Source organism: Pseudonocardia oroxyli (assembly GCF_900102195.1).
GTDB lineage: Bacteria > Actinomycetota > Actinomycetes > Mycobacteriales > Pseudonocardiaceae > Pseudonocardia > Pseudonocardia oroxyli.
This window is the reverse complement of the sequence record NZ_FNBE01000002.1, coordinates 184,299-210,630: the sequence shown is the minus strand read 5'-3', so window position 1 is coordinate 210,630 and position 26,332 is coordinate 184,299. Positions and strand designations below refer to the sequence as shown.

General features: G+C 75.8%; 24 protein-coding genes. 9 read left to right on the top strand and 15 right to left on the bottom strand.

Translation table 11 applies throughout. The features are described 5' to 3' along the window. Positions 1-3: 3 nt before the first annotated feature. The gene (locus BLS43_RS03585) at positions 4-1,104 is read right to left on the bottom strand and encodes a glycosyltransferase (RefSeq protein ID WP_093076634.1); all 1,101 of its coding nucleotides are present in this window, start codon (positions 1,102-1,104) and stop codon (positions 4-6) included. After that, a complete protein-coding gene (locus BLS43_RS03580) occupies positions 1,101-2,231 on the bottom strand; it encodes a glycosyltransferase family 4 protein (protein WP_218129696.1) in 1,131 nt (376 codons plus the stop codon). Before BLS43_RS03580 ends, BLS43_RS03585 begins: the two co-directional genes overlap by 4 nt. Positions 2,232-2,395: 164 nt before the next feature. Here BLS43_RS03580 and BLS43_RS03575 point away from each other — a divergent pair, with 164 nt between their 5' ends. Next, positions 2,396-3,190 carry an inositol monophosphatase family protein gene (locus tag BLS43_RS03575; RefSeq protein WP_093076632.1) on the top strand — a complete coding sequence of 265 codons (795 nt, stop codon included), beginning with the start codon at positions 2,396-2,398 and terminating at the stop codon, positions 3,188-3,190. Here BLS43_RS03575 and BLS43_RS03570 read toward each other — a convergent pair. Then, the gene (locus BLS43_RS03570; protein WP_093076629.1) at positions 3,169-3,666 is read right to left on the bottom strand and encodes a DUF3592 domain-containing protein; all 498 of its coding nucleotides are present in this window, start codon (positions 3,664-3,666) and stop codon (positions 3,169-3,171) included. The two genes, BLS43_RS03575 and BLS43_RS03570, sit on opposite strands and share 22 nt — an antisense overlap. 60 nt (positions 3,667-3,726) lie before the next feature. Between BLS43_RS03570 and BLS43_RS03565 the strand changes: the two genes are divergently transcribed. After that, positions 3,727-4,932: an isochorismate synthase gene (locus BLS43_RS03565; protein WP_093076626.1), complete on the top strand. Its 1,206-nt coding sequence runs from the start codon at positions 3,727-3,729 to the stop codon at positions 4,930-4,932. Here the strand turns inward: BLS43_RS03565 and BLS43_RS29235 are convergent. Next, positions 4,929-5,471, bottom strand: coding sequence for a signal peptidase I (locus tag BLS43_RS29235; RefSeq protein ID WP_176921155.1), 543 nt, complete (start codon positions 5,469-5,471; stop codon positions 4,929-4,931). The two genes, BLS43_RS03565 and BLS43_RS29235, sit on opposite strands and share 4 nt — an antisense overlap. 169 nt (positions 5,472-5,640) lie before the next feature. Here BLS43_RS29235 and BLS43_RS29230 point away from each other — a divergent pair, with 169 nt between their 5' ends. Together BLS43_RS29230 and BLS43_RS03555 are read left to right on the top strand one after the other, a co-directional pair. Next, positions 5,641-6,279: a TasA family protein gene (locus BLS43_RS29230; protein WP_176921154.1), complete on the top strand. Its 639-nt coding sequence runs from the start codon at positions 5,641-5,643 to the stop codon at positions 6,277-6,279. Positions 6,280-6,397: 118 nt separating this feature from the next. Further along, complete coding sequence (locus BLS43_RS03555) at positions 6,398-7,699, top strand: calcium-binding protein (RefSeq protein ID WP_245707276.1); 1,302 nt, start codon at positions 6,398-6,400, stop codon at positions 7,697-7,699. Positions 7,700-7,702: 3 nt separating this feature from the next. On the opposite strand, the gene BLS43_RS03550 is transcribed toward BLS43_RS03555, so the two are convergent. Then, on the bottom strand, positions 7,703-8,746 hold the full coding sequence (locus tag BLS43_RS03550) for a hypothetical protein (protein WP_093076620.1): 1,044 nt from the start codon (positions 8,744-8,746) through the stop codon (positions 7,703-7,705). 332 nt (positions 8,747-9,078) lie between these two features. After that, on the bottom strand, positions 9,079-10,758 hold the full coding sequence (gene menD / locus BLS43_RS03545) for a 2-succinyl-5-enolpyruvyl-6-hydroxy-3-cyclohexene-1-carboxylic-acid synthase (RefSeq protein WP_093076617.1): 1,680 nt from the start codon (positions 10,756-10,758) through the stop codon (positions 9,079-9,081). 538 nt (positions 10,759-11,296) lie between these two features. Between menD and BLS43_RS03540 the strand changes: the two genes are divergently transcribed. Then, positions 11,297-12,943, top strand: a complete 1,647-nt coding sequence (locus BLS43_RS03540; RefSeq protein WP_093076614.1) for an ABC-F family ATP-binding cassette domain-containing protein — start codon at positions 11,297-11,299, stop codon at positions 12,941-12,943. A gap of 117 nt (positions 12,944-13,060) precedes the next feature. Here the strand turns inward: BLS43_RS03540 and BLS43_RS03535 are convergent, their stop codons facing one another. The 5 genes from BLS43_RS03535 to BLS43_RS03515 form a co-directional block, all read right to left on the bottom strand. Next, the gene (locus BLS43_RS03535) at positions 13,061-13,432 is read right to left on the bottom strand and encodes a Rieske (2Fe-2S) protein (RefSeq protein WP_093076611.1); all 372 of its coding nucleotides are present in this window, start codon (positions 13,430-13,432) and stop codon (positions 13,061-13,063) included. A gap of 11 nt (positions 13,433-13,443) precedes the next feature. After that, positions 13,444-14,670 carry an NAD(P)/FAD-dependent oxidoreductase gene (locus tag BLS43_RS03530; RefSeq protein WP_093076608.1) on the bottom strand — a complete coding sequence of 409 codons (1,227 nt, stop codon included), beginning with the start codon at positions 14,668-14,670 and terminating at the stop codon, positions 13,444-13,446. 8 nt (positions 14,671-14,678) lie between these two features. Continuing rightward, positions 14,679-15,005: a Rieske (2Fe-2S) protein gene (locus tag BLS43_RS03525; protein ID WP_237196430.1), complete on the bottom strand. Its 327-nt coding sequence runs from the start codon at positions 15,003-15,005 to the stop codon at positions 14,679-14,681. 56 nt (positions 15,006-15,061) lie between these two features. Next, positions 15,062-15,802 carry an iron-containing redox enzyme family protein gene (locus BLS43_RS03520; RefSeq protein WP_093076605.1) on the bottom strand — a complete coding sequence of 247 codons (741 nt, stop codon included), beginning with the start codon at positions 15,800-15,802 and terminating at the stop codon, positions 15,062-15,064. A gap of 193 nt (positions 15,803-15,995) precedes the next feature. Further along, positions 15,996-17,612: a hypothetical protein gene (locus tag BLS43_RS03515; RefSeq protein ID WP_093076602.1), complete on the bottom strand. Its 1,617-nt coding sequence runs from the start codon at positions 17,610-17,612 to the stop codon at positions 15,996-15,998. A gap of 211 nt (positions 17,613-17,823) precedes the next feature. Here BLS43_RS03515 and BLS43_RS03510 point away from each other — a divergent pair, with 211 nt between their 5' ends. Genes BLS43_RS03510 through BLS43_RS03500 form a run of 3 tightly spaced genes read left to right on the top strand, consistent with a single transcriptional unit; the run spans position 17,824 to position 21,295 of the window. Next, positions 17,824-19,434 carry a gamma-glutamyltransferase family protein gene (locus BLS43_RS03510; RefSeq protein WP_245707275.1) on the top strand — a complete coding sequence of 537 codons (1,611 nt, stop codon included), beginning with the start codon at positions 17,824-17,826 and terminating at the stop codon, positions 19,432-19,434. Next, entirely contained in the window at positions 19,427-19,861 is a 435-nt protein-coding gene (locus BLS43_RS03505) for a RidA family protein (protein ID WP_093076600.1), read from the top strand. The genes BLS43_RS03510 and BLS43_RS03505 overlap by 8 nt, the downstream gene beginning before the upstream one ends. Positions 19,862-19,900: 39 nt before the next feature. Continuing rightward, positions 19,901-21,295, top strand: a complete 1,395-nt coding sequence (locus BLS43_RS03500; protein WP_176921153.1) for an MFS transporter — start codon at positions 19,901-19,903, stop codon at positions 21,293-21,295. Between the two features lie 52 nt (positions 21,296-21,347). On the opposite strand, the gene BLS43_RS03495 is transcribed toward BLS43_RS03500, so the two are convergent. Together BLS43_RS03495 and BLS43_RS03490 are read right to left on the bottom strand one after the other, a co-directional pair. Further along, a complete protein-coding gene (locus BLS43_RS03495; protein ID WP_093076594.1) occupies positions 21,348-21,800 on the bottom strand; it encodes a GlcG/HbpS family heme-binding protein in 453 nt (150 codons plus the stop codon). 1 nt (position 21,801) lies between these two features. Beyond that, positions 21,802-23,244, bottom strand: coding sequence for an aldehyde dehydrogenase family protein (locus tag BLS43_RS03490; RefSeq protein ID WP_093076591.1), 1,443 nt, complete (start codon positions 23,242-23,244; stop codon positions 21,802-21,804). 111 nt (positions 23,245-23,355) lie between these two features. On the opposite strand from BLS43_RS03490, the gene BLS43_RS03485 reads away from it, so the two are divergent. After that, positions 23,356-25,074 carry a PucR family transcriptional regulator gene (locus BLS43_RS03485; RefSeq protein WP_093076588.1) on the top strand — a complete coding sequence of 573 codons (1,719 nt, stop codon included), beginning with the start codon at positions 23,356-23,358 and terminating at the stop codon, positions 25,072-25,074. A 65-nt stretch (positions 25,075-25,139) separates the two neighbouring features. On the opposite strand, the gene BLS43_RS03480 is transcribed toward BLS43_RS03485, so the two are convergent. Beyond that, positions 25,140-25,445 carry an adhesin gene (locus tag BLS43_RS03480; RefSeq protein WP_093076585.1) on the bottom strand — a complete coding sequence of 102 codons (306 nt, stop codon included), beginning with the start codon at positions 25,443-25,445 and terminating at the stop codon, positions 25,140-25,142. 39 nt (positions 25,446-25,484) lie between these two features. Further along, positions 25,485-26,312, bottom strand: a complete 828-nt coding sequence (locus BLS43_RS03475; RefSeq protein ID WP_093076582.1) for an aldo/keto reductase — start codon at positions 26,310-26,312, stop codon at positions 25,485-25,487. Positions 26,313-26,332: the final 20 nt, after the last annotated feature.

Below are 26,332 nucleotides of genomic sequence, written 5' to 3'. Positions count from 1 at the left end.
CACTTACCGCGCACGGGCGAGCGAAGCGAGCATCCCCTCCACGGCCGCGGGCCACGAGAAGCGTTCCGCGCGGGCCCGGGACGCGGCGCGGCGGACGAGCTCGTCGGCGGCCAGGTGCGTGGTCACGCCGCGGGCGAAGTCCTCCGGGGAGTCCGCGGCACCCGCGTCCCCCACGATCTCCGGGAGCGCGGAGGACCGGGAGACGACGACCGGGGTACCGCTGGCCAGCGACTCCAGCGCGGAGAGGCCGAACGTCTCGTGCGGGCCCGGCGCCAGCGAGACGTCCGCGCTGGCCAGCAGGGTGGCCAGGCGCGCGCGGTCCGGGACGAAGCCCACGAAGTCCACCGGCAGGCCCGCGGCCCGCCGCTGCAGGGCCGCCCGCCGCGGCCCGTCGCCCGCCACGACCAGCCGGACCCGGTGCCCGGCGTCGCAGAGCGCGGCGACGGTGTCGATGCTGCGCTCGGGGTGCTTCTCCGGCGAGAGCCGTCCGCAGTGGACGAGCAGGGCGTCGGCACCCCGGGCGAGCGAGCCCCGGACGGTCGCGGAGTGTCGGGCCGGGGAGAAGGTCGCGAGGTCCACGCCCAGCGGGACCTGGCGGACGTTCCGCGCGCCGATCCGGTCGAACTCCTGGCGGGCGAAGGCCGTGGTGCACACGACGGTGTCGTAGGCGGCCGCCATCCGGGCGTTGGCGACGTCGGCGACCCGGCGGGCCGCGGGCGCGGGCAGCAGGAACTGGTGCAGCAGCCGGTCCAGCCGCTCGTGGGAGATCACCACGGACGGCACGCCCGCCGCCGCGGCCCACGCCCCGAGGCCGCGCAGGGTCAGGCGGTCGGAGACCTCGACCGCGTCGGGCCGCAGCCGGTCCAGGAGCCGGCGGACCCGCCAGGGGTCGACGGCCCGGTAGCCCGCGGTGCCCGGGATCCGCGGCGCGGGGACGGTGATCCGCCGGATGCCGCCGTCTCGGACGTCGGAGGCGTGCGGGCCGGGCACGACGAGCACCACCTCGTGCCCGCGGGCCACGTAGCCGCCGCCCAGGGCGTTGAGCGCGGTGCGCAGCCCGCCCGAGCGGGGGCCGTAGAAGTTGGCGAGCTGGACGATCCTCATGCGGCCTGCGCGACCCCGGGCCGCAGGACCTCGCCGTAGTGGCACACCAGCTCGTCGCACACCGCGCCCCAGGTCCGGCGCAGCACCGACCGGCGCGCGGCGGAGCCGTACTCGGCCCGCAGCGCGGGATCGCGCAGCCGGTCCACGGCCACCCGCAGGTCCGGCCAGCCCGGCTCGTCCTCGGGCGGGAGCGGCACGAGGTAGCCGGTGCGGCCCGGCAGCACCAGGTCGCGGGGGCCGCCCGCGTCGGGCGCGACGACCGGGAGCCCGGACGCGAGCCCCTCCTGCACCGCCTGGCAGAAGGTCTCGGCCGGTCCGGTGTGGACGAACACGTCCAGCGAGGCGTAGATCTCGGCCAGTTCGTCGCCGCCGCGGAAGCCGAGGAACGCGGCGTCCGGCAGGGCCGTGCGCAGCCGTTCCTCGCTGGGCCCGGCCCCCACCACCACGAGCCGGACCCCGGGCATGCCCGCCAGCGACGCCAGCCGCTCGACCTGCTTCTCCGGCGCCAGCCGCCCGACGTACCCGACCAGCAGCTCGCCGTGCGGCGCGAGCGCGGCCCGCACCGCGGCCGAGCGCTTCCCGGGTGTGAACCGCCGCGTGTCGACCCCCCGGGCCCACTGGTGCACCCGCGGCACCCCGCGCTCGCGCAGCGCCTCGGTCGCCCAGGACGACGGCGCGAGGGTCCGGTCCGCCTGCGCGTGCAGCATGCAGGTCCAGCGCCAGGCCGCCCGGGCGGTCAGCCCGAGGCCGTAGGAGGAGGCGAACCCGGCGACGTCGGTCTGGTAGACCGCGACCGTCGGGATGCCGAGCCTGCGGGCCGCCCACAGCCCCCGCGCCCCGACGACGAACGGGGCCGCGAGGTGCACGACGTCCGGCCGGAAGGCGCGCAGGGCCTTCACGATCCGACGGCTCGGCACCCCGACCGGCATGGAGGACACGACGGGCAGCTCCACCGCGGGCACCCGGACCACCGGGACGCCCTCCCAGGAGGTCGGTTCGTCGGCGCCGGGCGCGATCACCAGCACCTCGTGCCCACCCGCGCGCAGGTGCTCGAGCACCCGCAGCACCGAGTGGGTGACGCCGTTCATCACCGGCAGGAAACACTCGCTCACGATCGCGACTCGCACCCGCGCACCGTGTCGCGCGCGCCGCGCCGGCTCGGGTCGCGGACGTGGCCGCGGCGGGAACCTCTCCCGAACTTCGCGCGCCGCCCCGGCCCGCGGGGGAGAGTTCACCGCGGGGACGGTGCGCGGACCGGACGGCGATACCCCGGGCGCGGAGCATCGCGAGCATGACGGCCACCACCCGCACCCCGGCCCCGGTGGACCCGGGGCTGCTCTCCCGCGCCCTGGAGGTCGCGGGCAGGCTCGCCAACGACGCCGCCGAGGTCATCGCGGCGACCGCGGGCCGCGCCCCCGGCTCCGCGGCCAAGTCCGATCCCTTCGACTGGGTCACCGACACCGACCGCACCCTGGAGCGACACACCCGCCGGGTGCTCGCCGCCGAGTTCCCCGAGGTCCCGGTGATCGGCGAGGAGTACGGCGGGGAGGCCGACCCGGCGGGCCTGCGCTGGATCGTGGACCCCGTCGACGGCACCGCCAACTACGTCGCGGGCCTGCCCTGGTGCGCCTACAGCCTCGGTCTGGTCGACGCCGACGGCCCGGTCGTCGGGGTGATCGCCGACCCGAGCCGCGCCACGATCTACGCCGCCGCGCGGGGCCGCGGGGTCCGCGCCAACGGCGCACCGGTCCCCACCCTGTCGGGCACCACCGGGGTCGTCGGCGGCCTGGTCTGCGCGGAGTCGCCCTCCCCCGCCCTGGTCGAGCGGGCGCGGGCCCGGCACACCGGGATCCGGGTGCTGGGCTCGTCCGCCCTCGCGATCACCCAGGTCGCGCTGGGGCGCGCGGTCGCCGCGGTCGTCGACGGCTACCACGAGTGGGACGTCGCGGGCGCCCTCTGCCTCGCCCTGGAGGCCGGGGCCGTCGTGCTCGACCGGGCCGGGCGGCCCGAGCCGCTGCCCGCGGGCGGCCTGCTGGTCGGGGCCCCCGCCGTCGTCGAGGAGGTCTACTCCTGGTGGGCGACCTGAGCGACCCGCCCCCGCCGCCTGCGCACCAGGTAGGCGGCACCACCGAAGGCCGCCCAGCCCGCCGCGGCGAACCCCAGCAGGAGCGGGAGACCGGCCCACGCCGTGCGGCCAGCGACGCGGACGAGGTCCGGATCGGACCGGGCGTACTCGACCTGCACCGTGCTCCCGGGCTGCAGGCCGCGCGGGTGGTAGACGCCACGCTCGGGGGCGACCAGCCGGCCGTCCGGCACCGGGAAGCGGACCAGGGTGCGGGCGAAGCCCGACCCGTCGAGCACCTCGGCGGTGGCGGTGCCGCGATCGGCGTCGATCCGGACGTCGTCCGCGAGCGCGCCCACGAACGCCACCAGGCACAGCGCGGTCCACAGCGCCGCGACGCCGACCAGGACCCGGGGCAGCCGCCGGTGCACCGCCCGACCGAAGCCGACCGCGGTCCGCCCGACCTCGGCCAGTAGCTCCGCCGCGCCACCACCCGCCACGGCGGTGACTGTAGTCATGGTCCCCGTGCGGCCCGCCGACGCCGTCCCTACTCTCGAAGCGTGACGACCGCAGCGCTCCCCACCGGACTGCGGGTGCGCTCCCGCGAGGTGCCGCCACCCGCCCACGGGCTGCTGTCGCTGTTGCCGTCCGCGTCCGGACCGCTGTCCTGGGTCCGCGGCGGCGAGGGGCTCGTCGGGTGGGGCGAGGTCGCGCGGTTCACCGGGACCGGGGCGCGCCGGTTCGCCGACGCGGACGGCTGGTGGCGGCGGCTCGTCGCGGACATGACCGTGACCGACGACGTGGGCGTGCCCGGCAGCGGGCCCGTGGCGTTCGCGTCGCTGACCTTCGCCGACCGCTCGCCCGGGTCGGTGCTGGTGGTGCCGCGGGTCGTCGTCGGGCTGCGCGGCGGGCGCGCGTGGGTGACCGAGTTCGGCGCACCCGAGCCCCGGTCCACCGAGCCCGTCCGGCGCCCCACCGGGCTGCGCTACGCCGACGGGGACCTGCCCGTCTCCGGGTACCGGGCCGCCGTCGCCGAGGCCGTGCGGCGGATGCGCGCGGGCGAGCTGGACAAGGCCGCCCTCGCCCACGACCTGCTCGCCGTGTCCGAGACCCCGCACGACCCGCGCCACCTGCTGCGCGAGATGGCCCAGCGCTACCCGACGTGCTGGGCGTACGCCGTCGACGGGCTCGTCGGCGCCACCCCGGAGCTGTTGCTGCGCAAGCGTTCCGGGATGGTGGAGTCCCGGGTGTTGGCGGGCACGGCGTGGGCGGGCGGCGAGCTCGCCACGGAGAAGAACCTCGTCGAGCACCGGTACGCGGTGGAGTCGCTGGCCGCGCGCCTGGAGCCCTTCTGCCGCGGCCTCGAGGTCCCGGCGCAGCCGTCGGTGCTCGACCTGCACAACGTGTCGCACCTGGCCACGGACGTCCGCGGCCGGGTCCGCGGAGACGCCTCCCTGCTGCGGATCGTGGGCGCGGTGCATCCGACGGCCGCGGTCGGCGGCACCCCGCGCGCCGAGGCCGTCGCGCTGATCGCGGCGCTCGAGGGCATGGACCGCGGGCGGTACGCGGGCCCCGTCGGCTGGGTCGACGCGACGGGGGACGGCGAGCTCGGCGTCGCGCTGCGGTGCGCGCAGCTGGACGGTCCGGTCGCCCGGCTGTACGCGGGCTGCGGGATCGTCGCGGACTCCGATCCCGACAGCGAGGTCCGCGAGGCCGCGGCGAAGCTGCTCGCGGTGCGCGAGGCCCTCGAGGCCCTCGAGGCTTAGGCCCGCTCGCGGGGGACCAGCAGGGTCAGGGCCACGCCGAGCAGCACCACTCCGCCGAGGATCGCGAGCCCGGCGGGGGCGGTGAGGCGGTCCCGGACCGTGCCGACGGAGGGCACGTCGTACCAGAGCTCGCCGTGCACGTCGGCGGCCGCGACCGGGTTCGGGTCGTCCACGGGGTTGGCGTCCCCCCTGGTCACGAACCGGGGCCCGGGCTGCACCGCGACGATGCGGTGGGTGACGACCCGCGCCTCCCCCGTCGAGGCGTCCCGGTCGGTGAAGTTCACGACGTCACCGACCCCGAGCCGCGCGGGCTCGACGGGCCGGATCACCGCGACCGACCCCACGGGCAGCGTCGGCTCCATGCTGCCGGAGAGCACCGTGAGGGCCTTCCCGCCGACCAGCAGCGGGAGGATCGCGAGCGCGCAGGCGAGGGCGAGCGCGGCGACCACGGCGAGCGCGCCGAGGACGCCGAGCACCCGCCGGGCCGGGTGGCGACGACGGGTACGCGCAGGCTCCGCCGCGACGGAATGCGATCCCATGTGCGTGATTCTCCGTGGCGCGGACCCATTCCGCTGCCCCGACCACCCGATCGAATGGCGGACACGACTCGAATTGCCGCGACTGCCGCGGGTGCGCATACTCGGCGCTCGCCGCGCATTTCTCCCGGTTCTCGCGGCATCCCCCATTCCTCGCGACCGGAGCAGCCAGGTGACGATTCAGGAGAACGCGAAAAAGGACAGGCGCCGGAAGGCGGGCCTGATCATCGGAGTCGTGGCGGCGGTGATCGCCGCCGCCGCCATCGGGGCGGGGACCTATGCCGCCTTCACCGACACCGAGACCGGCCCCGGCGGCACCCAGACCGCGGGCACACTGGACCTGGAGATCGGCGGCACGGGTGTCCAGACGCTGTTCACCGGCACCAACATCGCGCCCGGGTACACCAAGGACGTCACGTTCACCGTGCACAACGCCGGGTCGATCGGCGGCACGCTGAGCAACTCCCTCACCCTGACCGGCGCGGACGGCACCTGCACCGAGCCGGAGCGCACCGCCGAGGGCGGCGCCTGCAAGCCGGCGGGCGACCTGCAGGACCAGATGACGGTGGTCGTGGTCTCCTCCCCCGCGTCGAACGTGGCGACCGCGCCGGTCGCGATGACCGAGTTCGTGAAGACCCCGCTGCCGGGCAACGGGTCCGCGCTCGCCGCGGGCGCCACCGGCACCTACGTGCTGCGGTTCGCGCTGCCGAACGACACCTCGACCACGGCCGAGACGAACCCCAACAACAAGGTGCAGGGCGACACCGTGACGCTCGGCTCGACCTTCACCCTGGTCCAGGCGACCACGTGACCCGAACGTCGTAGCAGGCGTCACCCTCGGTTCGTCCGGAGGTGTCCCGGAAACCCTTTCCGGGACACCTCTTCGACCTTCAGGAAATCAGATGCGACGCCGGGTCATCGTCTCCATCGTGGCGATTTCGGTCATTCTGGCGACGGCTTTCCTGTCCACCGCCGACACCACTCTCGCCCGCTACACCGATGTCGAGGCGAAGCCCGGACAGCTCGGCGCCGCCACCGTCGTCCTGGGAGCCGCGTCGAAGACACCGACCCTGGCCTTCGCCAACCCGGCCGCGTCCGGCTCCGTCAGCGCGACGCTCACCGTGGTCTACGCGGGGACGACGACCGCCCGGCTGACCGTCGACACCACGCCGGCCACCACGTACGCGTCGAACTTCTGCTCCTACAACCCCGGCACCGGCTGGCGGACCCGGAGCATCGCCGGGGCGGTCGGTCCCACCATCACGTTCTCCGTCGCCGGGACCTCGGTCGCCTACTGCACCATGCTCAACGGCGCCGAGATCACCCTCGCGCCCTCGGTGGACGCGGGCAGCACCACCGCCTCCACCGTCACCGCCACCTACAGCGGCCTGCTCAACGGCCTGTTCGCGGGCAAGACCGACACGGTGCCGCTGCGGCTGCACGCCTACTCGACCTCGGGCAGCGGCTTCAACCACGCCGCGACGGGGACACTCTCGGTCTCGACGGCGGCCACCGCCGCGGCTGGGCCGCGGACCCTGACGGCGGCCAGAGCCGCCGCACCCGCACCGGGCAGCACCTCCCCCACCCCGAGCGCCGCCGCACCCGTCGCCGCGGTGACCGCCGCCGACCTGCCCCCGGAGTGCGCGGGCCGCTCGCCCGCGTCGTTCGCGGAGAAGGTCGTGCTCACGCCGGCGAACCCGGCGTTCGACGCGGCCCGGGACCGGCCGGGCGTCGCCGGGCCGTTCCTGGTCGTCGGGTCGGCGGCGGGCGACACGATCGTCGGCTCGGCGGGCGCGGACTGTCTCGTCGGCGGGGACGGGGACGACACGATCTCCGGCGGTGCCGGGGACGACGTGCTCGTCGGCGGGGCGGGCGTCGACCGCCTGAGCGGGGACTCCGGCGCCGACCTGCTGGAGGGCGGCCCGGGCGCGGACGTCCTCGACGGCGGGCCGGGCGCGGACCTGCTCGACGGCGGGCCGGACGGGGCCACCTGCACCACCGACCCGACCGACACGACGACGGGGTGCCTCCCCCCGGCGGAGACCACGACCGCCGTCGTTCCGGACGGGGTCCCCGCCACGTCGGAGCCCGCTCCCGTGCCGGGCGGTGCGGTGCCCGAGGGCGGGCCGGAGACCCCGCCCACCCCGCCCGCCCCCGTCGCGCCGCAGTCACCGGAGGGCGCCGTGCCGGAGGGCGGCGCGGACCCCACCGCCGCGCCCCCTCCGGCCTGACCGTCAGCTCCGGCGCTCCACCGCCGCGCGCAGGGAGTCGACCTCCGCGCGGTAGGCCTCGCGCTCCTCGCGCAGGCTGCGGACCGCGCCGCACAGGAACGGGACGGCGGCGGCGAGCAGCGCGGCCGTCGCGGCCAGGTGCAGCGCGACCGACACGCTCGCCTGCACCCCGGACACCGACACCGCGTGGGCCGCGGCGGGCAGCGCGAAGGCGAGACCGACCCGCCGCAGCAGCGGACGGTCCCGGCGCACGCCCGCGGCCACCGCGAGCAGACCCGCCGCAGCCGCACCGGCCCACACCGCCAGGGACGCGGCGGACCCCACCGCGGGTGGGAGCGCGACGCCCGGGGCGAGGCCGTCGAGGGTGCCCGCTGCCGCGACGGCGCAGGCGAGGGCACCCGCGGCGACGAGGACCACCGGCCGGCGGGCCGAGGACCGCCTGCGCACGGCGAGCACCAACAACGCCACCGCGGCGAGCAGCCCGACCATCCCCACCACCGGCCAGAGGCCGCCGCCGCGCAGCTCCAGGGCCGCACCGAGCGGGCCCGCCAGCGTGGCGCAGGCCACCGCCGCGGCGAGGCGTTCGGCGCGCCTGCTGCCGGACGCCCGCCCCGCGACGGCGATCATCAGCGCGGCCGCGGTCCCGCCCGCGAGCGACGCCGCGGCGGCGGCCCGCGCCACGGGCGTGATCGCGAGTCCGCGGAGGGCGAGCCACGCGACGACCGCCACGGTGGCCAGCGCGGCGAGCTCGACCGCGAACGCCGTCCACGACTCCCGCGGGACGTCCCGCCACGCCGAACGGGGCGCCGGCGCGGGCCGGGGTGCGGGAATCGATACCGGTCCGCGGCGGTCCCATGGTGCACGAGCCCCGGCGGGCCGCCGCCGACGGCCGGTGGGCCAGCCCGCCGCGGCCGCGTCCCCACTCGGGGCGGACGGGCGCACGACGACCAGGTGCGGACCGTCCGGCATCCGCGCGGCGGCGCCGGTCGCGCGGGTGCCGTCGCTCGGGTCTGGCCGCGGGTCGCGGCTCCGGAGGCTGGAGGTCACCGGTTCCTCGGAGGGTCGGGGGCGGCCCGGCGGGACGCGGGGCCGAGGAGCTCGGGCGAACGCGTCCGAGGTCCTGTCGGGCGCATCGGCGCGTCGTCGCGGGTCGTTACCCAGCGGGCACGGCAGCTGGCGGATCGTGACCGCACGGCGCAGTCGCCTACTCCGCTCAGCGGCAGGAGGGTGCCCGCGAACGGCCCTCATTCGGCCCGCATCGGCACCGGTGATCAGCGAAAACGTGCGCTCACCGCTGCCAACGCCACGCTGAGCGCACGCTTTCGGTGATCATGCCGCAGTGAGCGCACGACACGTGCACCAGGCGGGTCGGACGCGGGTCAGGTGCGGTCGGGGAGCGCGCGGACCGCGGCGGTGATCTCGGCGGCGAGGGCGTCGTGGCCCGCCCGCAGCGTGCTCCGGTCGGCCCGCACCTCGACGACCCGCAGGCCCTTGTCCTCGCCCGCGAGCGCCTCGGGCAGGTCCGCGAGGTCGGTGAGCAGGGTGTGCGTGGCGCCGAGGCCGGTGGCGACGGCGGCGAGGTCCGCCCGGTGCGGCGTGCCGAAGATCCGCTCGAAGGAGGCCGCATGCTCGTCCGCGCCCTGCTCCAGCAGGCCGAAGATGCCGCCGCCCGAGTCGTTGAGCACCACCAGGGTCAGCGCGGGGCGGGGTTCGTCCGGCCCGATCAGCAGCCCGGTGGTGTCGTGCAGCAGGGTGAGGTCGCCGAGCAGCGCCACCGTGGGGCCGGGATGGGTCAGCGCGGCGCCGACGGCCGTCGACACGGTTCCGTCGATGCCGGCGACCCCGCGGTTGGACAGCACCTCCAGCCCGGCCCGCGGCAGCGCGGCCAGGGCGACGTCCCGCACGGGGTTCGACGACCCGAGCACCAGCCGCGAACCGCCCGGCAGCGCCGCGGTCAGCGCGCGGGCCAGCACGAGTCCCCGCGGCACCGCGGCGTGCTCCGGATCGCGGGTCGGGTCGAGCGTCCGGTCGAGCACGGCGGCGGCCGCGTCGTCCGCCTCCCGCCACGCGCGGACGAACTCGGCGGGCGGGGCGAGCTGCGGCAACGCCCCGACGGCCCGCACCGAGCCCGCGACGTCGGTGAACGGCATGCCGTCCGGGGCCGCCACCGCGTAGACGTCGACGGCGGGGTCGGCCAGCAGCCGGGCGACGGCGCGGTGCAGCGTCGGCCTGCCGATCACCACGACCTGCCGGGGCCGCGGCAGCGCGCCGGCCGCACCCAGGAGCCACGGCCCGGCGACCAGCCCGTGCGCCCACAGCGGCGACGACGGCTCCGCGATCACCGGGGTCCCGCCGAGCAGGGTCGGCGCGGGCGCGGTGCCGGCGCCCGCCACGACCAGCGTGGGTGCCGCCGGGTCCAGGGGTAGGGGCGCGGCGACCCGCCCCACCGGCGAGACGACCGTCCACGGTGCACCGTCCGGCCTGCCCTCGGGGAACACCGCGCCCGGCTCGGGCACCAGCGGCTCCGCGAACGGCACGTTCAGGTGCACCGGGCCCGGCTCGCCACCCGCCGCCCCGGTGGCCGCCGCGACCGCGCGGTCCACCGCCGACCGCCAGCGCGCGGGCTCGCGCGAGTCGCTGCTCGCCACCGACAGGGTGGAGGCGCGGCGCACGGCCGTGCCGAAGATCCCGTGCTGGTCCACGGTCTGGCTGGCCCCGGTGCCGACGAGGTCCATCGGCCGGTCCGCGGTCAGCGCCAGCAGCGGCACGCCGGACCAGGCCGCCTCGAGCACCGCGGGGTGCAGGTTCGCGACCGCGGTCCCGGACGTCGTCACCACCGGGACGGGGCGCCCGGAGCCCAGCGCGAGGCCGAGCGCCAGGAAGGCGCCGGTCCGTTCGTCGACGCGCACGTGCAACCGCAGCCTGCCCGCCGCGTCCGCCGCGTGGAGCGCGAACGCCAGCGGCGCGTTGCGCGAGCCCGGGCAGAGGACGGCGTCGGTCACGCCGAGGCGGACCAGCTCGTCCACGACCACGCGGGCCTGGGCGGTCGACGGGTTCACGTGTTCGACCCTATGTCGCCACCCCCGGTTCCCGCCCTGCCTGCCTCCTCACAGGCCGGGTGATCGCCGTGCGTGACCGCGCCCGGACGCGCCCGGTGCGCACAGCTCGGACGCGGTCGCCGGCATCGCACTCGTGCGCGCCCCGCGACGCGACGACCCGGTCGAACACTCCCGAGACACCCACGCCGCGGCAGGTTCGCGCTCGCGCTCTCGTGACACTCGACGCGATCACGGCACGAACGTGACAAGAGCGCAGTCACCGGGGCGCTCCGGTGACACTCGGAATGATCACCGCGCGCGAGCGTGACGGGAGCGCACCCGCGACAGCGCTCGAGTGACGCTCGGAACGATCAGTGCGGCGCGAGACCGCGTATCGCGAGCGTGACAGGAGCGCACCCGCATGACAGGAGCGCACCCACACCGACGCTCCCGTGACCCTCGGAAGGATCATGCCGGGCGAGGGTGACGGGAGCGCACTCGCGGCAGCGCTCGCGTCACCGACGGGCGGGTCGGGGGCACGGTTACGCTCGGCGGTGACATGAGCGCGACACTGCAGACTTCGGCCCTCTCCGCCGGGCACGGCGCCCGGGTCCTGTTCACCGGTCTGGACCTGGTGGTGGCGCCCGGGGACGTCGTCGGGCTGGTCGGGGTGAACGGGGCGGGGAAGTCGACCCTGCTGCGCCTGCTGGCCGGGGAGACGGGCGGGCGGGGGATCGACACCGAGGGGTCGGTCTCGCTGTCCCCGCCGGACGCGACCGTCGGACACCTGCCCCAGGAACTGGAGCGCGGGCCGGAGTCGATCAGCGCGTACCTCGCCCGCCGGACGGGGGTGGCGGCGGCGCAGGCGACGATGGACGCGGCCGCGGAGGAGCTCGCGACCTCCGACGGCACCGAGTACTCGGCCGCGCTGGACCGCTGGCTCGCGCTCGGCGGCGCGGACCTCGACGAGCGGGCGGGTGAGGTCGCCGCGGAGGTCGGCCTCGGGGTGTCCCTCGACACCCCGATGAGCGCGCTGTCCGGCGGGCAGGCCGCCCGCGCCGGGCTCGCCGCGCTGCTGCTCTCCCGCTACGACGTCCTGCTGCTCGACGAGCCCACCAACGACCTCGACCTCGACGGCCTGGAGCGGCTGGAGAAGTTCGTGCGCGGGCTGCGGAGTCCGGCGGTGATCGTGTCGCACGACCGCGAGTTCCTGGCCCGCACGGTGAACCGGATCGTGGAGCTGGACCTGCACCAGCACCGGGTCGGGGTCTACGACGGCGGCTACGACAGCTACCTCGCCGAGCGCGAGATCGCGCGCAGGCACGCCCGCGAGGCGTACGAGGAGTACGACGACAGGCTCGACCAGCTCAAGGACCGCGCCCAGATGCAGCGCAACTGGATGGCCCAGGGCGTGCGCAACGCGCGGCGCAAGTCGAAGGACAACGACAAGAACGTCAAGGCCAAGCGGGCGGAGACCAGCGAGAAGCAGGCGTCGAAGGCCCGCCAGACGCAGCGGGCGATCGAGCGCCTCGAGGTCGTCGAGGAGCCGCGCAAGGAGTGGGAGCTGCGCATGACGATCGCCGCGGCCCCGCGGTCCGGCGCGGTCGCGGCGCGGCTGGACGGCGCCGTCGTGGAGCGGGGGTCGTTCACGCTCGGGCCGGTCACGGCGCAGGTCGACTGGGCCGACCGCGTGATCATCACCGGCGCCAACGGGTCGGGGAAGTCGACGCTGCTCGGCGCGCTGCTCGGGCGGATCCCGGTCGCGGCGGGCAGCGCGGGCCTGGGCTCCGGGGTCGTGGTCGGCGAGGTCGACCAGGCCCGCGGGCTGTTCCTCGGCGACGAACCGCTGGTGACGGCGTTCGGCCGGGCGGTGCCGGACTGGCCGGAGTCCGAGGTCCGGACCCTGCTGGCCAAGTTCGGGCTCACGAAGGAGCACGTGCCCCGGCCCGCGGCCTCGCTGTCCCCGGGCGAGCGGACCCGCGCGGCGCTGGCGCTGCTGCAGGCCCGCGAGGTGAACCTGCTGGTGCTCGACGAGCCCACCAACCACCTCGACCTGCCCGCGATCGAGCAGCTGGAGCAGGCCCTGGACTCCTTCCCGGGCACCGTCCTGCTGGTCACCCACGACCGCCGGATGCTGGACACGGTCCGCGCCACCCGTCGCTGGCGGGTGGCGGCGGGGCGGCTGTCCGTGGACGACGCCGTCTGACGCCTCGCCCCTCGGAGCCTGGTCGCGAGCGGACCCGGCCGTGCGCGCGGGCGTCTGCACCTTCGACGTGCTGCCGGTGTTGAGGGCGGTCACCGCCCCCTGACGGCGAACCGGGGCTCAGCCCGGCGTGAGCCGCCTGGCCCCCGACGCCCGGCGCTTCGCGGCCGCGGCGGCCAGCTCCTCGTCGATCCCGACGTGGATGTGGCCGTCCTCCTCGCGCACCGGGAAGATCACGATGGGCCGGGTCGCGGGCGGGCAGAGCGGCTCGCCGGAGGCGTAGTCGAAGACGCTGCCGTGACACGAGCACAGCAGGCCCTCGTCGGTGACCTTCCCGCTGGACAGCAGGCAGTCGAGGTGGCTGCAGTAGTTCGAGGTCGCGTGGATCTCCCCGTCCTGGCGGGACAGCGCCACCTCGACGTCACCGGCGAAGAACCGCCGCACGACGCCGTCGGGGATCTGGCCGGAGCGGGCGATCTTGTGGAACTCCACGGTGGTCTCCTTCAGGCGCTGATGGTGTCGAGGAGGTCGAACAGGTCGGTGTCGTCGTCGGCCAGGGCGGCGGTCGGCACGGGCAGGCCCAGGGAGATCAGCTGCCGGGCGGCCGGGACGTCGCCGCCGCGGTCCATCGCGAACGCGGCGTGCACGCACCCGTCGGCGAGGTAGAAGGCGGTGAAGTCCCGCTCGGCCACGTTCCCGCGCACCACGACCTCGGCGCCCGGGCGCGGCGCGCCGACGACCTGCAGCCCGAGCCCGTACTGGTCGGACCAGAACCAGGGCGCCTCCGGGGCGCCCACCGGCCTGCCGACCATCGCCTTCGCGACCGCGGTGCCCTGGGTGGTCGCGTTGTCGACGTGCTCGTGGCGGACGAACCCGTCGCCGACCCGGCGGGCGGCCACGTCCCCCGCGGCGAAGACGCCGGGCAGCGCGGTGCGGCAGGCGTCGTCGACCGCGATCCCGCCGCGCACGGGGTCCACGGCCAGGCCGGACGCGCGGGCGATCTCGTCGTTCGGCACCGCGCCGACGGCGACGACGACCAGGTCCGCCTCGACCCGGCCCGCGGCGGTGTGCACCAGGACCCCGGACGCGGTCTGCTCGACGGCCGCGATCTCCTGGCCGCAGCGCAGGTCCACGCCGTGGCCGCGGTGCAGGTCGGCGTACACCTCGGCCATCTCCCGGCCGATCCTGCCGATCATCGGCAGCAGGCCCGCCTCCAGCACGGTCACGGCCACGCCGTGCTCGCGGGCGGTCGCGGCGATCTCGGAACCGATCAGCCCGCCCCCGACGACGGCGATCCGCTCGGCCGCGGGGAGCAGGTCGCGCAGCCGGGCCGCGTCGTCGAGGGTGCGCAGGTGGATCACCCGGTCGCCGTCCACCCCGGGGAGCCTGCGGGCCCGGGCGCCGGTGGTGAGCAGCACGGCGTCGGCGGTGACGACTCCGCCGCCGACGAGCTCGACCCGCCCCGCCGCCACCCGCTCGGCCCGCACCCCGAGGCGCAGGTCGACGGCGTTCGCGGCGCACCACGCGTCGTCGAGCAGGGTCAGCTCCGCGACGTCGGTCTCGCCGCGCAGGTACTCCTTGGACAGCGGCGGGCGCTGGTAGGGGGCGTGCGGCTCGTCGGACAGGACGGTCACCGGGCCGTCGAAGCCGCGGCGGCGCAGCAGCCGCACGGCGGACACGGCCGCCTGGCCGGCTCCCACGGTCACCAGGCTGCGGGGCAGGTCGGACATCGGGGCTCCTATCGCGGCTGGGCGCTGACGTGCACGATCCCGTCGACGACGCGGACGGCGTGGACCGGCTGGCACTCGTCGCGGTCCTCCGCGGCGCCGGTCTCGGGATCGAACTTCCACTGGTGGGCGGGGCAGACGACGCTGCCCTGCCAGAGCACCCCGCGGGACAGGGACCGTCCCTTGTGGATGCAGACGTCGTCGAGGGCGAACACCCGCTCGCCGACCAGGAACAGCGCGACGGCGCGGTCCCCGATCTCGACCCGGGTCTTGCGCCTGCGGGCCAGGTCCGCGAGCGGGACCGTCGCGACCCACTCCTCGGTCCGGATCTCGCTCACGGGCTCTCCCCTCCGGAGGAGGGCCGCGGCGGGTCGTGCCCGCCGCGGCCGGTCGGTCAGGCGGACGGCGCGACGTAGGTGTCGTAGAGCGCGCGGGTGTAGGAGAAGCGCATCTCCGCACCCCAGCGGACGAACTGGAGGCAGCGTTGCTGCAGCTCCGGGGTGGTCGCGTGCTCGAGCACGATCTGGTAGCCGCGCTCGCCGTGCACCTCGTCCGAGGTGATGTGCAGGTCGAAGAACTCGATCTCGTCCTCGGTGAAGCCGTAGGTCTCGCGCAGCGGCACGATCTGCTTGCGGTAGATGCCCGGGACCTGCGACTCCAGGCCGACGACCAGCGCCGCGGTGGCGACGACGAAGTGCTCGCGCATGGCGACCGCGTAGCACCAGGACTGCAGGCCCCGGGTCACCGCGTTCATGTTCGAGGGGTCCTCGATGCGCTCCCTGGTGGTGCCGCACGCCTCGCCGAACCGGATGAGCAGGTCGGTGTGGCGGATGTCGGCCAGCTCCTCCTCGTACATGTTCTGGAGGGTGAAGTCCTTGGCGTCGGTGCAGGTGTCGGGGGTGTTGCCGTAGATGTAGCCGAGGTAGTCGGCGAACGGGCCGACGTAGTGGTAGTGGTTCTCGGCCCAGCGGGCGAAGTGCTCGCGGGTCAGCTCACCGTCCGCCCAGGCCTTGCTGAAGGACGCGTTCTTGGCCTCGCGGCCCTTGATCGCGTCCTCCAGGGCGGCGCGGAAGTCGTCCTTCGACAGCAGGCCCGGCGTGCCGGCGCCGGCGGGGTTCTCGACGGTCAGGGTCATGACGAGCCCTCCAGGAGGTGGGTGGTGGTGGGGACCGGGGGCTTCCCGATGACAGGAACGCTAGGCAGGTCGGCGGCCCCGATCCTGGTCATTCCGCACAAGGATCGGCGTCATCTTGAGGTGGTCTGCACAGCTCGCTCCGGACCTGCCGAAGGCCCCGGCGACCCGCCGGGGCCTTCGGGTGGAGCGGGGCCTAGAAGAACGTCGCGGCGACCAGTGTGGACAGCACCAGACCGGCGACGACGGGCAGGAAGCACTTGCGGGCGAGGTCCACGACCGGGACCCGCGTCACCCCCGCCACGACGAGCAGGGAGGACCAGGCGACGAGCACACCGCCCCCCGTCCAGACCGAGCCCATCTGACCGACGGCCGCGAGGGTGGCCGGGTCCATGCCGACGTTGGGCGCCAGGGCCCCGGCCAGCGAGCCGGTGAGCGGCAGGCCGGAGAAGCCCGAGCCCTCCAGGCCGCACATCATGCCGATGATCAGGATGCCGAAGCAGACGACCAGCGGGTTGCCGGGGATGAACCGCTCGGCCGCGGTGACCAGGTCGACCAGCAACGCGGGCGCCTCCTGGCCCTCCGGAACGCCGATGATCTTGCCCGCGAAGTCGGCGTTGCCCAGGAAGAAGAACCCGGCGATCGGCAGCACGACGCCCATGGCCCGGAAGGCGAAGACCAGCCCGTCGGTCACGTGCTCACCGGTGGTCTGCAGCGCCTTCTTCGGCCCGTCGAAGGCGGCGACGACGAACACGACCAGGATCGCCGCCAGTCCGCCGACCAGCGCGGCCGCCGACCCGCCCTCGAGCGCCGGGACCACGCCCACCTTGCCGAGGACCATGTAGACCATCATCAGCAGGAAGGCGATCGGCACCACGGCCGCGAAGAGCTTCGACAGCCGGACGGTGCGCGGGTCGTCGGCGGGCTCGGGGGCGGGCTCCTGGTCGGGGACGGTCCCGTCACCGCCCCCGCCGGTGCGCTGCGCGGGCGGCGCGGCGGGCGGCGGGGTGCCACCGCCCCCACCGACGGTGGCCCCCACCGGCACCTTCTCCTCGACCTGGACCCGCAGCGGCTCGGCCACCGCGGCGGCGGGCTTCGCCTTGCGCAGCATGCGGCGGGCCGGGCGGGGCTCGGCGACCACCCCGGCCTCCCACTCCTCCAGGTTCGACTCCGCCGGGCGGCGCATGTGCCTGCGCAGCATCACCCCGGTGATCGCGAGCGCGGCCACGCCGGTGACCAGGGACAGCACCAGCGCCACATCGGCCACGGCCGAGGTCTCGGTGCCCGCCGCGACGGCGGACAGCCCGGGCGCGACCTGCATGACGTAGTCGCTGGACAGCGCCATGCCCTGACCCGCGACGGCGATCGCCATCGCCGCGCCCATGGCGGGCAGCCCGGCGCGGATCGCCGCCGGGACGAGCAGCGCACCGATCAGCGGCACCGCGGGCGTCGGCCAGAAGAACAGGCTGATCCCGTAGGTGACCACGGCGAGCACGACGTAGGCGGACCAGCCGCCGCGCATGACCTTCTGGAAGGGGGTGACCATCCGCTGGTCGGCCTTCATGGCGCGCAGCGCGCCGAGCAGCGCCGTGACCATGGCGATGATCAGGAAGATGTTGAACAGCTCGGACGCGGCGGTCAGGCTCGCGTTGAAGACGGCCTGGATACCCGTGACCGGGTTGCCGGTCATGACCCAGGCGGTGACGAACGTGGCGGCGAGTGCGGGGACCAGGACGTTCCTGCGGGCGATCGTGACGCCGATGATGACGACGACGCCGGCCAGGTAGACCCAGTGCGCGGCAGTGAGACCCACCGCGGCCTCCTTCCCGCCGAGGTGGCGGTCGATGTGGTGGTGTGGCCGGTCACGGTGCTCTCACCTGCACGAACACGACTACCTCAACAGTGCACAGCGCGCGGGTTTCGGATTGTGCACGTTGCCGTTAAGGCAGAGTGCACTACCGCGCGGTCCAGACTTGTGCAGGTGGCCCCTACTGGGCCGCATCGTGGGCGGTCATCGTGCACCCATGACGACCGTGGCACCACCTCGCCCGTTCCCCGGCACGCTGCGCCCGGCCGCACTCGGTGCCGACGGCATGGTCGCGGCCAGCCACCCGGCGATCAGCCGGGCCGGGGCCGACGTGCTGGCCGCGGGCGGCACCGCCGTGGACGCGGCGCTGGCGATGGCGGCCGTCGCGTGGCTCGCGCTGCCGGGCCAGTGCGGCCTCGGCGGTGATGCGTTCGCCCTGGTCCGGGAGCCCACCGGCGCGGTCGACGCGTTCTGCGGCAGCGGCTTCGGCCCCGACGGCGGCACCCCCGAGCACTACGCCGGACAGACCGTGCTCCCCCGCCACGGCGCGGGCTCGGTCACCGTCCCCGGGGCCGTCGCGGCGCTCTCCGCGCTGGCCGAGCGGGCCACCCGGCCGCTCGCGGAGCTGTGGGCGCCCGCGGTGCGCCTGGCCCGCCGGGGCCTGCCCTGCACGGCCAAGACCGCGGGGGACATCGCCCGGCACGCCGAGCGCCTGGGCGCCGACCCGGAGATCGCGGCGACCCTGCTGCGGGACGGGCGGGCCCCGGCCGTCGGGACGCGGGTGGCGCAGCCCCTGCTCGCGGACTCGATCGCCCGGCTGGCCGTCGACCCCGCCGCGTTCTACACCGGTGACCTGGCCGAACGGGCCGTCGCGCACCTCACCGCGCTCGGCGCGCCGTTCTCCGGGGACGAGTGGGCGGCCTCGGGCGAGGTGGCCGCCGAGCCCGCGCTGCGCCGTCGCTACCGGGGGAGGTGGGTGCACCAGACCCCGCTGCCCACGCCGGGCTGGATGGTCCTCGACCAGCTCGCCGCGTGCGAGGGCGAGCTCGGCGCGGCGCCGCTGTCCGCCGCGGAGGTGCACTGGTTGGCCGGGGCCGCCCGGATCGCGTTCGCCGACCGCTACGCGCACGCGGGCAGCGACTCCGACGGCTGGCGCCGCGGCGGCGAGCCCGCCGCGGTGGCCCGGGCGAAGGAGCGCATCCGCGCGGGCGACCTGCCCGGTGCCGCCGGGCGACCCGACGGCGACACGACCTCCCTGGTCGCGGTCGACGCCGACGGGCGCGCGGTGGGCCTGATCCTGTCGCTGGCCTTCACCTTCGGCGCGGGCCTGTCGATCCCGGGCACCGGGATCGTGCTGAACAACCGGCTCGGCCGTGGCGCGTACCTCGTCCCCGGCCACCCCAACGAGGTGCGGCCGCGCCGCAGGCCCCTGCACACGCTCCACACCTGGCTGGTCACCGACGACGACGGCGGGCTCCGGCACGTCGGCAACACCCCCGGTGGCGACGGCCAGGTCCAGTGGAACGCCCAGCTGCTGTCCCACCTGCTCGACCACGACGCCGACCCGCAGGCCGCCGTCGACGCGCCGCGCTTCTCGGTGTTCCCCGGCAGCGACGCGGGCGACCTCGGCGCCGCCGCCGAGCTGCGCTGCGAGGACCGGCTCGGTGCCGACACGCTCGCCGGGCTGGCCGCGCGCGGCCACGACGTGCGCACCGTCGGGGACTGGGGGGCGGGCGGCAGCGCCCAGGTCGTCTCCCTCGACGTCGAGCGCGGCTGCCTGGTCGGCGGCTCCGACTCCCGCCAGGAGGGGGTGGCCCTCGGTGTCTGAGCCGGACGTGTCCGCCGCCCCGGCCCCCCAGGGCCGGTACGTGCCCGCCGTGGTCGCGGGCGGGCTGGTGCACTCCGCGGGGATGACGCCGCGCCGGGCCGGGACGCTGGTGCTCACCGGATGTGTCGGCGCGGACGTCACGCCCGAGCAGGCGCGCTGGGCGGCCGGGCTGGCCGCCGGGAACGCGCTGCTGGCCGTGACCGAGGCGGCAGGCGGGCTGGACCGGATCGCCCGGGCGGTCCGGATGACCGTCTACGTGCGCTGCACCGACGACTTCACCGCCCTGTCCGCCGTCGCCGACGGCGCCTCCGCCGTCCTCGCCCGCCGGCTCGGCGAGGACGCCCTGCCCGCCCGCGCCGCCGTCGGGGTGCGGGCGCTGCCGGGCGGGGCGCCCGTCGAGGTCGACCTCACCGTCGCCCTCGCCTGAGCCGCCCCATCCCACCCGATCTCGAGGAGGACGCGGCCCGTGTCCGGAGCCGTCACCGACCCACTCCAGCGCACCGGGACGGGCGGGCCCCGGCTCGGGCCGGTCGCGGCCGCGCTCGTGCTCGGCACCTTCGCCAGCACCATCGCGAACACCCTGGTCAACGTCCCGCTCGCGGCGATGACCGCGGACCTCGGGGCGCCGCTGACCAGCGGCACCCTGATCGTCGTCGCGTTCAACCTGACGTGCGCGGTGGTGCTGCCCTTCGCCGGTTGGCTGGGCGGGCGGCTCGGCAGGCGGCGGGTGTTCCTGTTGTCCATGCTCGGGGTCACCGTCGGCGCGATCGGCGCCGCGTGCGCGCCCACGCTGCCCCTGCTCATCGCCTTCCGTGCGGTGCAGGGGATGTCCGGCGCCCTGGTGCTGCCCACCGTGCTCGCCCTGCTCACCGACGTCGCGGGCCCCGAGCGGCGCGGGCGTGCGGTCTCCTGGTGGGCCGCGGCGAACGGCGCGGGCCAGGCCGCGGGGCCGACCGTCGGCGGTCTGCTCACCGACGCCTTCGGCTGGCGCTCGGTGTTCGTGACGATCGTGCCGTTCGCGCTCGCCGCGTTCGCGGGAGCGTGGCGGTGGCTGCCGCACACCCCGGCCCGACCGGCCCGGCTCGACGTCGCGGGCGCGCTGTCGCTGGCCGCCGCCGTGGCCGCGCTGCTCGTGGGGGCCTCCGCGGTCGCGCCCGCGGGTCTCGGGTCGCCGCTCGTGTGGGGCGGGTTCGGGCTCGCCACCGCGGCGCTGGTGGTGTTCGTGCTCGTCGAGCGTCGCCGGGCGGACCCGTTCGTGCCGCCGCGGCTGCTGGTCGCGCCGCGGTTCGCGCGATCCGCGGTCGCCGCCATGGCCCAGATGTTCTGCCTGACCGCGACCCTGCTCACCGTGCCGCTGTTCCTGACCGGGACGGCCGGCGCTCCGGCGCGCACCGCGGGCCTGCTGGTCGTGGCGTTGCCCCTGGTGATGACGCTGCTGGCACCCGTGTCCGGGGTGTTGACCGAGCGCTGGAGCCCGCGGTGGGCGCTGCGCGGCGGGCTGCTCGTGCTCGGCGCGGGCGAGCTGGCCCTGGCCGCGGTCCTGGCCCTGGGAACCGGTGGGGTCGGCGCACTGGCGGGGCTGGTGGCGGCGGTCGCCGTCGTCGGTGCCGGGATGGCGTTCACCCAGACCCCGGCCGCGGCCGGGGCGACCCGGTCGGCGCAGGAGGCGGACTCCGGCGCGGGCCTCGGGGTGTTCAACTCGCTGCGGTTCGTCGGCGCCGCGCTGGCCGGCGCGGTCGTCGCGCTGGTGCTCGGGGACGCGCCCGCGGGAGCGGGGCCGTTCGTCCTGATGGCGCTCGTGTGCGCGGCCGCCGCGGCGCTGGCCCTCGCGGTGACGTTCGCGGGCCGCTCCCCCCGCTGACCCGCGCGAACGGCGCCCCCGGGATCCCGGGGGCGCCGTTCGCGGTGGTCGCTCAGGCCGGGACGGCGCCTGCGACGAGCTCCTCGAAGGCCGCGAGGGCGGCGGCACCGACGGCCTTGTCCTGCTCGCCGTTGCCCCCGCTCACGCCCACGGCGCCGACGACCTGACCCTGGTAGACGATCGGGAAGCCGCCCACGAACACGGTGAACCTGCCGGGGTGCATCTGCTGGATGCCGAAGGCCTCGTTGCCCGGCAGCGCAGGGCCGTTCGGCGGCTCGTTGAACAGGTGGGTGGCGCGCTGGTGACCGGCCGCGGTGAAGGCCTTGGCGATCGCGATCTCCACCCCGGTCAGCCGGGCGCCGGTCATCCGGTGCAGGGCGATGGGGTGGGCGCCGTCGTCGGCGATGCAGATCGTCTGCCTGACGCCGATCCGCTCGGCCTCGGCCTCGGCGGCCCGCAGCAGCACCAGGGCGTCCTCGAGGGTCAGGCGGTGGATGGTCTGCATGTCAGCTCCCGTGGGTCAGGTAGACGGTCTTGGTGTCGGTGACGAAGTCGAGCGCCTGGCGCCCGCCCTCGGGGAAGGCCCCGCCGGAGGAGGCCTTCCAGCCGCCGAAGGGCGGTGTCACGCCGTTGCCGGTGGTGGGCGCGTTGACCTTGACGATGCCGGTGTGGGCGCGGGCGGCGAACCGGTGCGCGACGGCGAGGTCGGCGGTGTGGATCGCCGCGACCAGTCCGTGGCTGGAGGCGTTGACGCGGGCGAGGGCCTCGTCCGCGTCGGCCACCGGGAGGACGGAGCAGAACGGCCCGAACACCTCGCCGGTGACGAGCGGATGATCGTCGGGGACGTCGGAGAACAACGTCGGGGCCACCCAGAAGCCCTCCGGGTCGCGGTCGGCGACGGCGCCCGCCTCCGCGACGATCCGGGCGCCCGCGGCCACGGCCGAACCCTTCAGCGCCGACAGCCGCTCGCACTGCGCCGCGGTGGCGACCGGGCCGGTGGTGACCCCCGCCGCCGTCCCCGGCCCGACCGTCAGCGCCTGGACGTGCGCGGCGAGCAGCCGCATGAACTCCGCCGCGACCGGGCGGGCCACCAGGACCCGGTCGGTCGAGGTGCAGGCCTGGCCGGTGAGACCGAAGGCGCCCACCGCGACGTCGGCGGCGGCCTGCTCGAGGTCCGCGTCCGCCGCCACGACGGCGGCGTTGCGCCCGCCGAGCTCCAGCTGGAGACGCGCCTGGCCGTGCGCCCGCTCGCGCACGAGCGCACCGACGGCGTCCGAACCGGTGAAGGTCACCGCGCGCACCCGCTCGTCACGCAACAGGGCGTCCATCGCGGCCGGGTCGTGGCCCTGCAGCACCGGCAGGACCGCGGCGGGCACACCCGCCTCGACGGCGATCTCGGCCAGCAGCGCGCCGACCCCGGCGGCGACCGGGGAGGGTTTGAACACCACCGCATTGCCCGCGGCGAGGGCCGGAGCGATCTTGCGGGCGGCGAGGGACAGCGGGAAGTTCCAGGGCGTGACCGCCGCGACGACGCCGAGCGGGCCGCGCAGGGTGTAGGCGAAGGTGCCGGGGGTCTCGGTCGGGAAGCTGGTGCCCTCGACCAGGTAGGCGAGCTGCGCGGCCAGCCGGAACTGCTCCGCGGACTTGCCCACCTCCCCGCGGGCGGCCCCCAGCGGCTTGCCCTCCTCGCGGGTGATCTGCGCGGCGATCTCGTCGGCCCGCCGTTCCAGCAGGTCGGCCAGCCCACCCAGCGCGGTCGCCCGACGCAGCGGCGGCAGCGCGGCCCACCCGGGGGCGGCCGCAGCCGCGGCCTCGACGGCCGCCCGGGCGTCCGCGGCGGTGGCCGGGCGGAAGCTGTGCACGATGCGGCCCGGCGCGGAGGGATCGACGGAGCGACCCGCCGGCGGATCGGAGCGCGCAGCCGGCGCGAGTGAGAGTGCAGAGTGCACGAAGAACCTCCGGCGGATTGTGGAAAGTGGTGGCTACCGCCGATTGTGCGGTCGCGTCACCATGGCTGACACTGGACGAAGTGCACCCCGCGACGGATCGGATCTAGGCACATGGCACAGGACGCGCATCCGACCGACACGGGCTGGCAGTCGGTCACGGTGGCGGACCTGCTGGCCGAGCCGTTGCTCCGCAACACCCTCGTCGCCGGGGCCGACGGGGTGACCCGGGCGGTGCGCTGGTGTCTGCCCCTCTCCGAGCTCGACGACTCGGACGGTCCCGGTGAGCCGGGCACCGCCGTCCACGCCGCCGCGGCCGCGCTGCGGGACGAGGCCGGGGCGGCGCTGGTCGAGCGGGTGGCGGCGGCGGGCACGGTGGCGCTGCTCGTCCGGCTGACCCCGGAGGACCTCGCCGGTCCGGAGCCGCTGCCGGCCCTGTTCCCCCAGGCCCGGGGCGCCGCCGACGCGGCCGCGCTGCCGCTGGCGCTGCTCCCGCCGTCGGCCGGGTACCGCACGGTCAGCCAGCTCGTCGCCACCAAGGTCCTGGCCCAGACCACCCACGTCCTGGAGTACAGCGACCGGGTGCACCGCTCGCTGGGAGAGATCCTGGCCCGCGGCGCGGGGATCTCGCCCCTGGCGTACGGCATGGCGCGGATGGGTGAGGCCCCGGTCGTGGTGGTCGACGCGGACGGCGCCGTGCTCGCCGTCGAAGCCACGGCGGCGACCGGCAGGCCGGCGGTCGAACCGGTCGCCGCAGCGTTGGCGCGGTACCTGGAGACGGTCTCGGGCGGGCCGCTGCCGCACGGCGCCGAGGTGCTCGAGACGGTCGCCGACGTGGTGCCGATCGTGGCGGCGGTGACCTTCGGCGGCGAGGTGAACGGCCTGGTCGCGGTGCTCGAGCCGCGAGACGCCGACCCCCACGACCGGGCGCAGCGGCGGATCGTCGCGCAGGAGGGCGCCACCCTGATCGGCTCGGAGATGCTGCGGCTGCGGTCGATGACCGAGGCCGAGGAGCGGACCCGCGGCGACTTCGTCGTCGACCTGGTGCACGGCCGGTTCGCCGACGGAGGGCAGCTGCAGGCCCGGGCGCGCCACCACGGGTTCGCCGTCGACGGCGCCTACGCCGTGCACGTCGCCGAGCTCGACCCGCCGATCTCCGACGATCCGCGGGCGGTCCGCCGGTTCAACGCGGCCGCCCGCGCCGTCGAGCGGCTCGATCCCGACGGCGCGGCTCCCACGCTGGCCACGCAGGTGGGCGGCAACCTCGTCGTCGTGCGGCCCACGGCGCACCCGAGCGACGCCGCGGCCGTCCGCGACCACGCGGGAGCCGTCCGGCGGGTGCTGCGCGAGCGGCTGGGCTCCGACGCCCGGGTGGCGTACGGCCGGGTCGGCACCGGTGCCCGCGGCGTCGCGGCGAGCTACCGCGAGGCGCGGACCGCGCTCGCCCTGGGCAGGCGGGTCGACGTGCCGCCGGTCGCCGGGTACGACGACCTGCGCATCTTCGTGGCACTGCAGGACCTCGCCGACTCGGAGAACGGCCGCACCTTCGCCGCCGAGATGCTCGCCCCACTGCGCCGCGCCGACGGGCACGCCCGCAGCCTGGAGAGCGTCGTCACGGCCTACATCGCCGAGTCGGGCAACCTCAACGCCGCCGCGCGGCGGCTGGGCCTGCACCGCAACACCACGCTGTACAAGCTCGACCGGGTCTCGCGGGTGCTCGGCATGGACATCCGGTCGGCGGACACCCAGTTCATGATCTGGCTGGCCCACCACATCGACACCTTGAGCCAGGTGACCGACAGCCTCGACGCCGAGCTCGCCCCACCCCCCTGACGGCGAACGACGCGTCCGCTCACCAAGAGTGAGCGAACGCGCCGTTCGTCGATGGAGGGGCGGGATCAGGCCTGCGCGGTCTCCTGCGGGCCGATGGCGAAGCGGAGCTCCTCCTGGCCCTCGTCGTTGGTGAAGGGCTGCACGTCGAGGACCTTGTCCTCCAGCACCTCGGCCGCCATGGGCTCGAGGAACACGTTCAGCCCCTCCCCCGTGAGAACCGTGTCACTCCCGTCCGCCTGGGCGGCGAGGGAGAGCTCCAGACCCTGCTCGGGATCGGTGGCCGCGATCCGCAGGCCGCCGCCGTCGGGCAGCTCCGCGTCGGTGGTCAGCGTCTTGATGGCTTCGGCCGCGGTATCGGTGATTGCCAACATTCGACCGACCGTACCGAGAATCCCGGGCGCCTGCAGAGCTCAGCCGAAGGTGTCGGGGTCCGGGCCGATCCGGTTGCCCGCGTCGAGGCCGGTCAGGGTGGCCACGTCGTCGTCGGCCAGCTCGAAGCCGAAGACATCGAAGTTCTCGACGATCCGCGACGGCGTCACGGACTTGGGGAACACGATGTTGCCGAGCTGGATGTGCCAGCGGAGCACGATCTGCGCCGGGGTGCGGCCGTACTTCTCGGCGAGCGCGAGCACCACCCCGTCCTGCAGCAGCGGTCCGCCCTGCCCCAGCGGGCTCCACGCCTCGGTCGCGATGCCGTGGTCGCGGTGGTATGCGCGCAGCACGGCCTGGCCGAAGTCCGGGTGCACCTCGATCTGGTTGACCGAGGGCACCGTGTCGGTCTCGGCCGCGAGCCGGTCCAGGTGCGGGATCTGGAAGTTCGAGACGCCGATGGACCGGGTCTTCCCCGCGGCCTTGGCCTCCTCGAACCCGCGCCAGGTGTCGACGTAGGCGTCCCGCTTCGGCTGCGGCCAGTGGATCAGGTAGAGGTCCACCTGGTCGAGCCCCAGCTTGGCCAGGCTCTCGTCGAGCGCCTTCTGGGCCTCCTGGCGGCCGTGGCGGTCGTTGTTCAGCTTCGTGGTGACGAAGAGCTCCCCGCGGGCGATCCCGGACTTCGCGATCGCCTTGCCCACGGACTCCTCGTTGCCGTACATCTGCGCGGTGTCGATGTGGCGGTATCCGGCGTCGAGGGCGCGGGCGACGGCCTCCTCGGCCTCGGTGCCCGCGTCGACCTGCCAGACGCCGAACCCGAGCTGCGGAATCTGGACACCGTCGTTCAGGGTGATGGTCGGAACAGACATGCCTCAGGTCTACCCCTCGA

Excerpts from the sequence above, each read along its gene's own strand:
- BLS43_RS03585 (WP_093076634.1), bottom strand. The coding sequence starts at position 1,104 with ATGAGGATCGTCCAGCTCGCCAACTTCTACGGCCCCCGCTCGGGCGGG.
- BLS43_RS03575 (WP_093076632.1), top strand. The coding sequence starts at position 2,396 with ATGACGGCCACCACCCGCACCCCGGCCCCGGTGGACCCGGGGCTGCTC.
- BLS43_RS29235 (WP_176921155.1), bottom strand. The coding sequence starts at position 5,471 with ATGGGATCGCATTCCGTCGCGGCGGAGCCTGCGCGTACCCGTCGTCGC.
- BLS43_RS03540 (WP_093076614.1), top strand. The coding sequence starts at position 11,297 with ATGAGCGCGACACTGCAGACTTCGGCCCTCTCCGCCGGGCACGGCGCC.
- BLS43_RS03530 (WP_093076608.1), bottom strand. The coding sequence starts at position 14,670 with ATGTCCGACCTGCCCCGCAGCCTGGTGACCGTGGGAGCCGGCCAGGCG.
- BLS43_RS03520 (WP_093076605.1), bottom strand. The coding sequence starts at position 15,802 with ATGACCCTGACCGTCGAGAACCCCGCCGGCGCCGGCACGCCGGGCCTG.
- BLS43_RS03510 (WP_245707275.1), top strand. The coding sequence starts at position 17,824 with ATGACGACCGTGGCACCACCTCGCCCGTTCCCCGGCACGCTGCGCCCG.
- BLS43_RS03495 (WP_093076594.1), bottom strand. The coding sequence starts at position 21,800 with ATGCAGACCATCCACCGCCTGACCCTCGAGGACGCCCTGGTGCTGCTG.
- BLS43_RS03485 (WP_093076588.1), top strand. The coding sequence starts at position 23,356 with ATGGCACAGGACGCGCATCCGACCGACACGGGCTGGCAGTCGGTCACG.
- BLS43_RS03480 (WP_093076585.1), bottom strand. The coding sequence starts at position 25,445 with ATGTTGGCAATCACCGATACCGCGGCCGAAGCCATCAAGACGCTGACC.
- BLS43_RS03475 (WP_093076582.1), bottom strand. The coding sequence starts at position 26,312 with ATGTCTGTTCCGACCATCACCCTGAACGACGGTGTCCAGATTCCGCAG.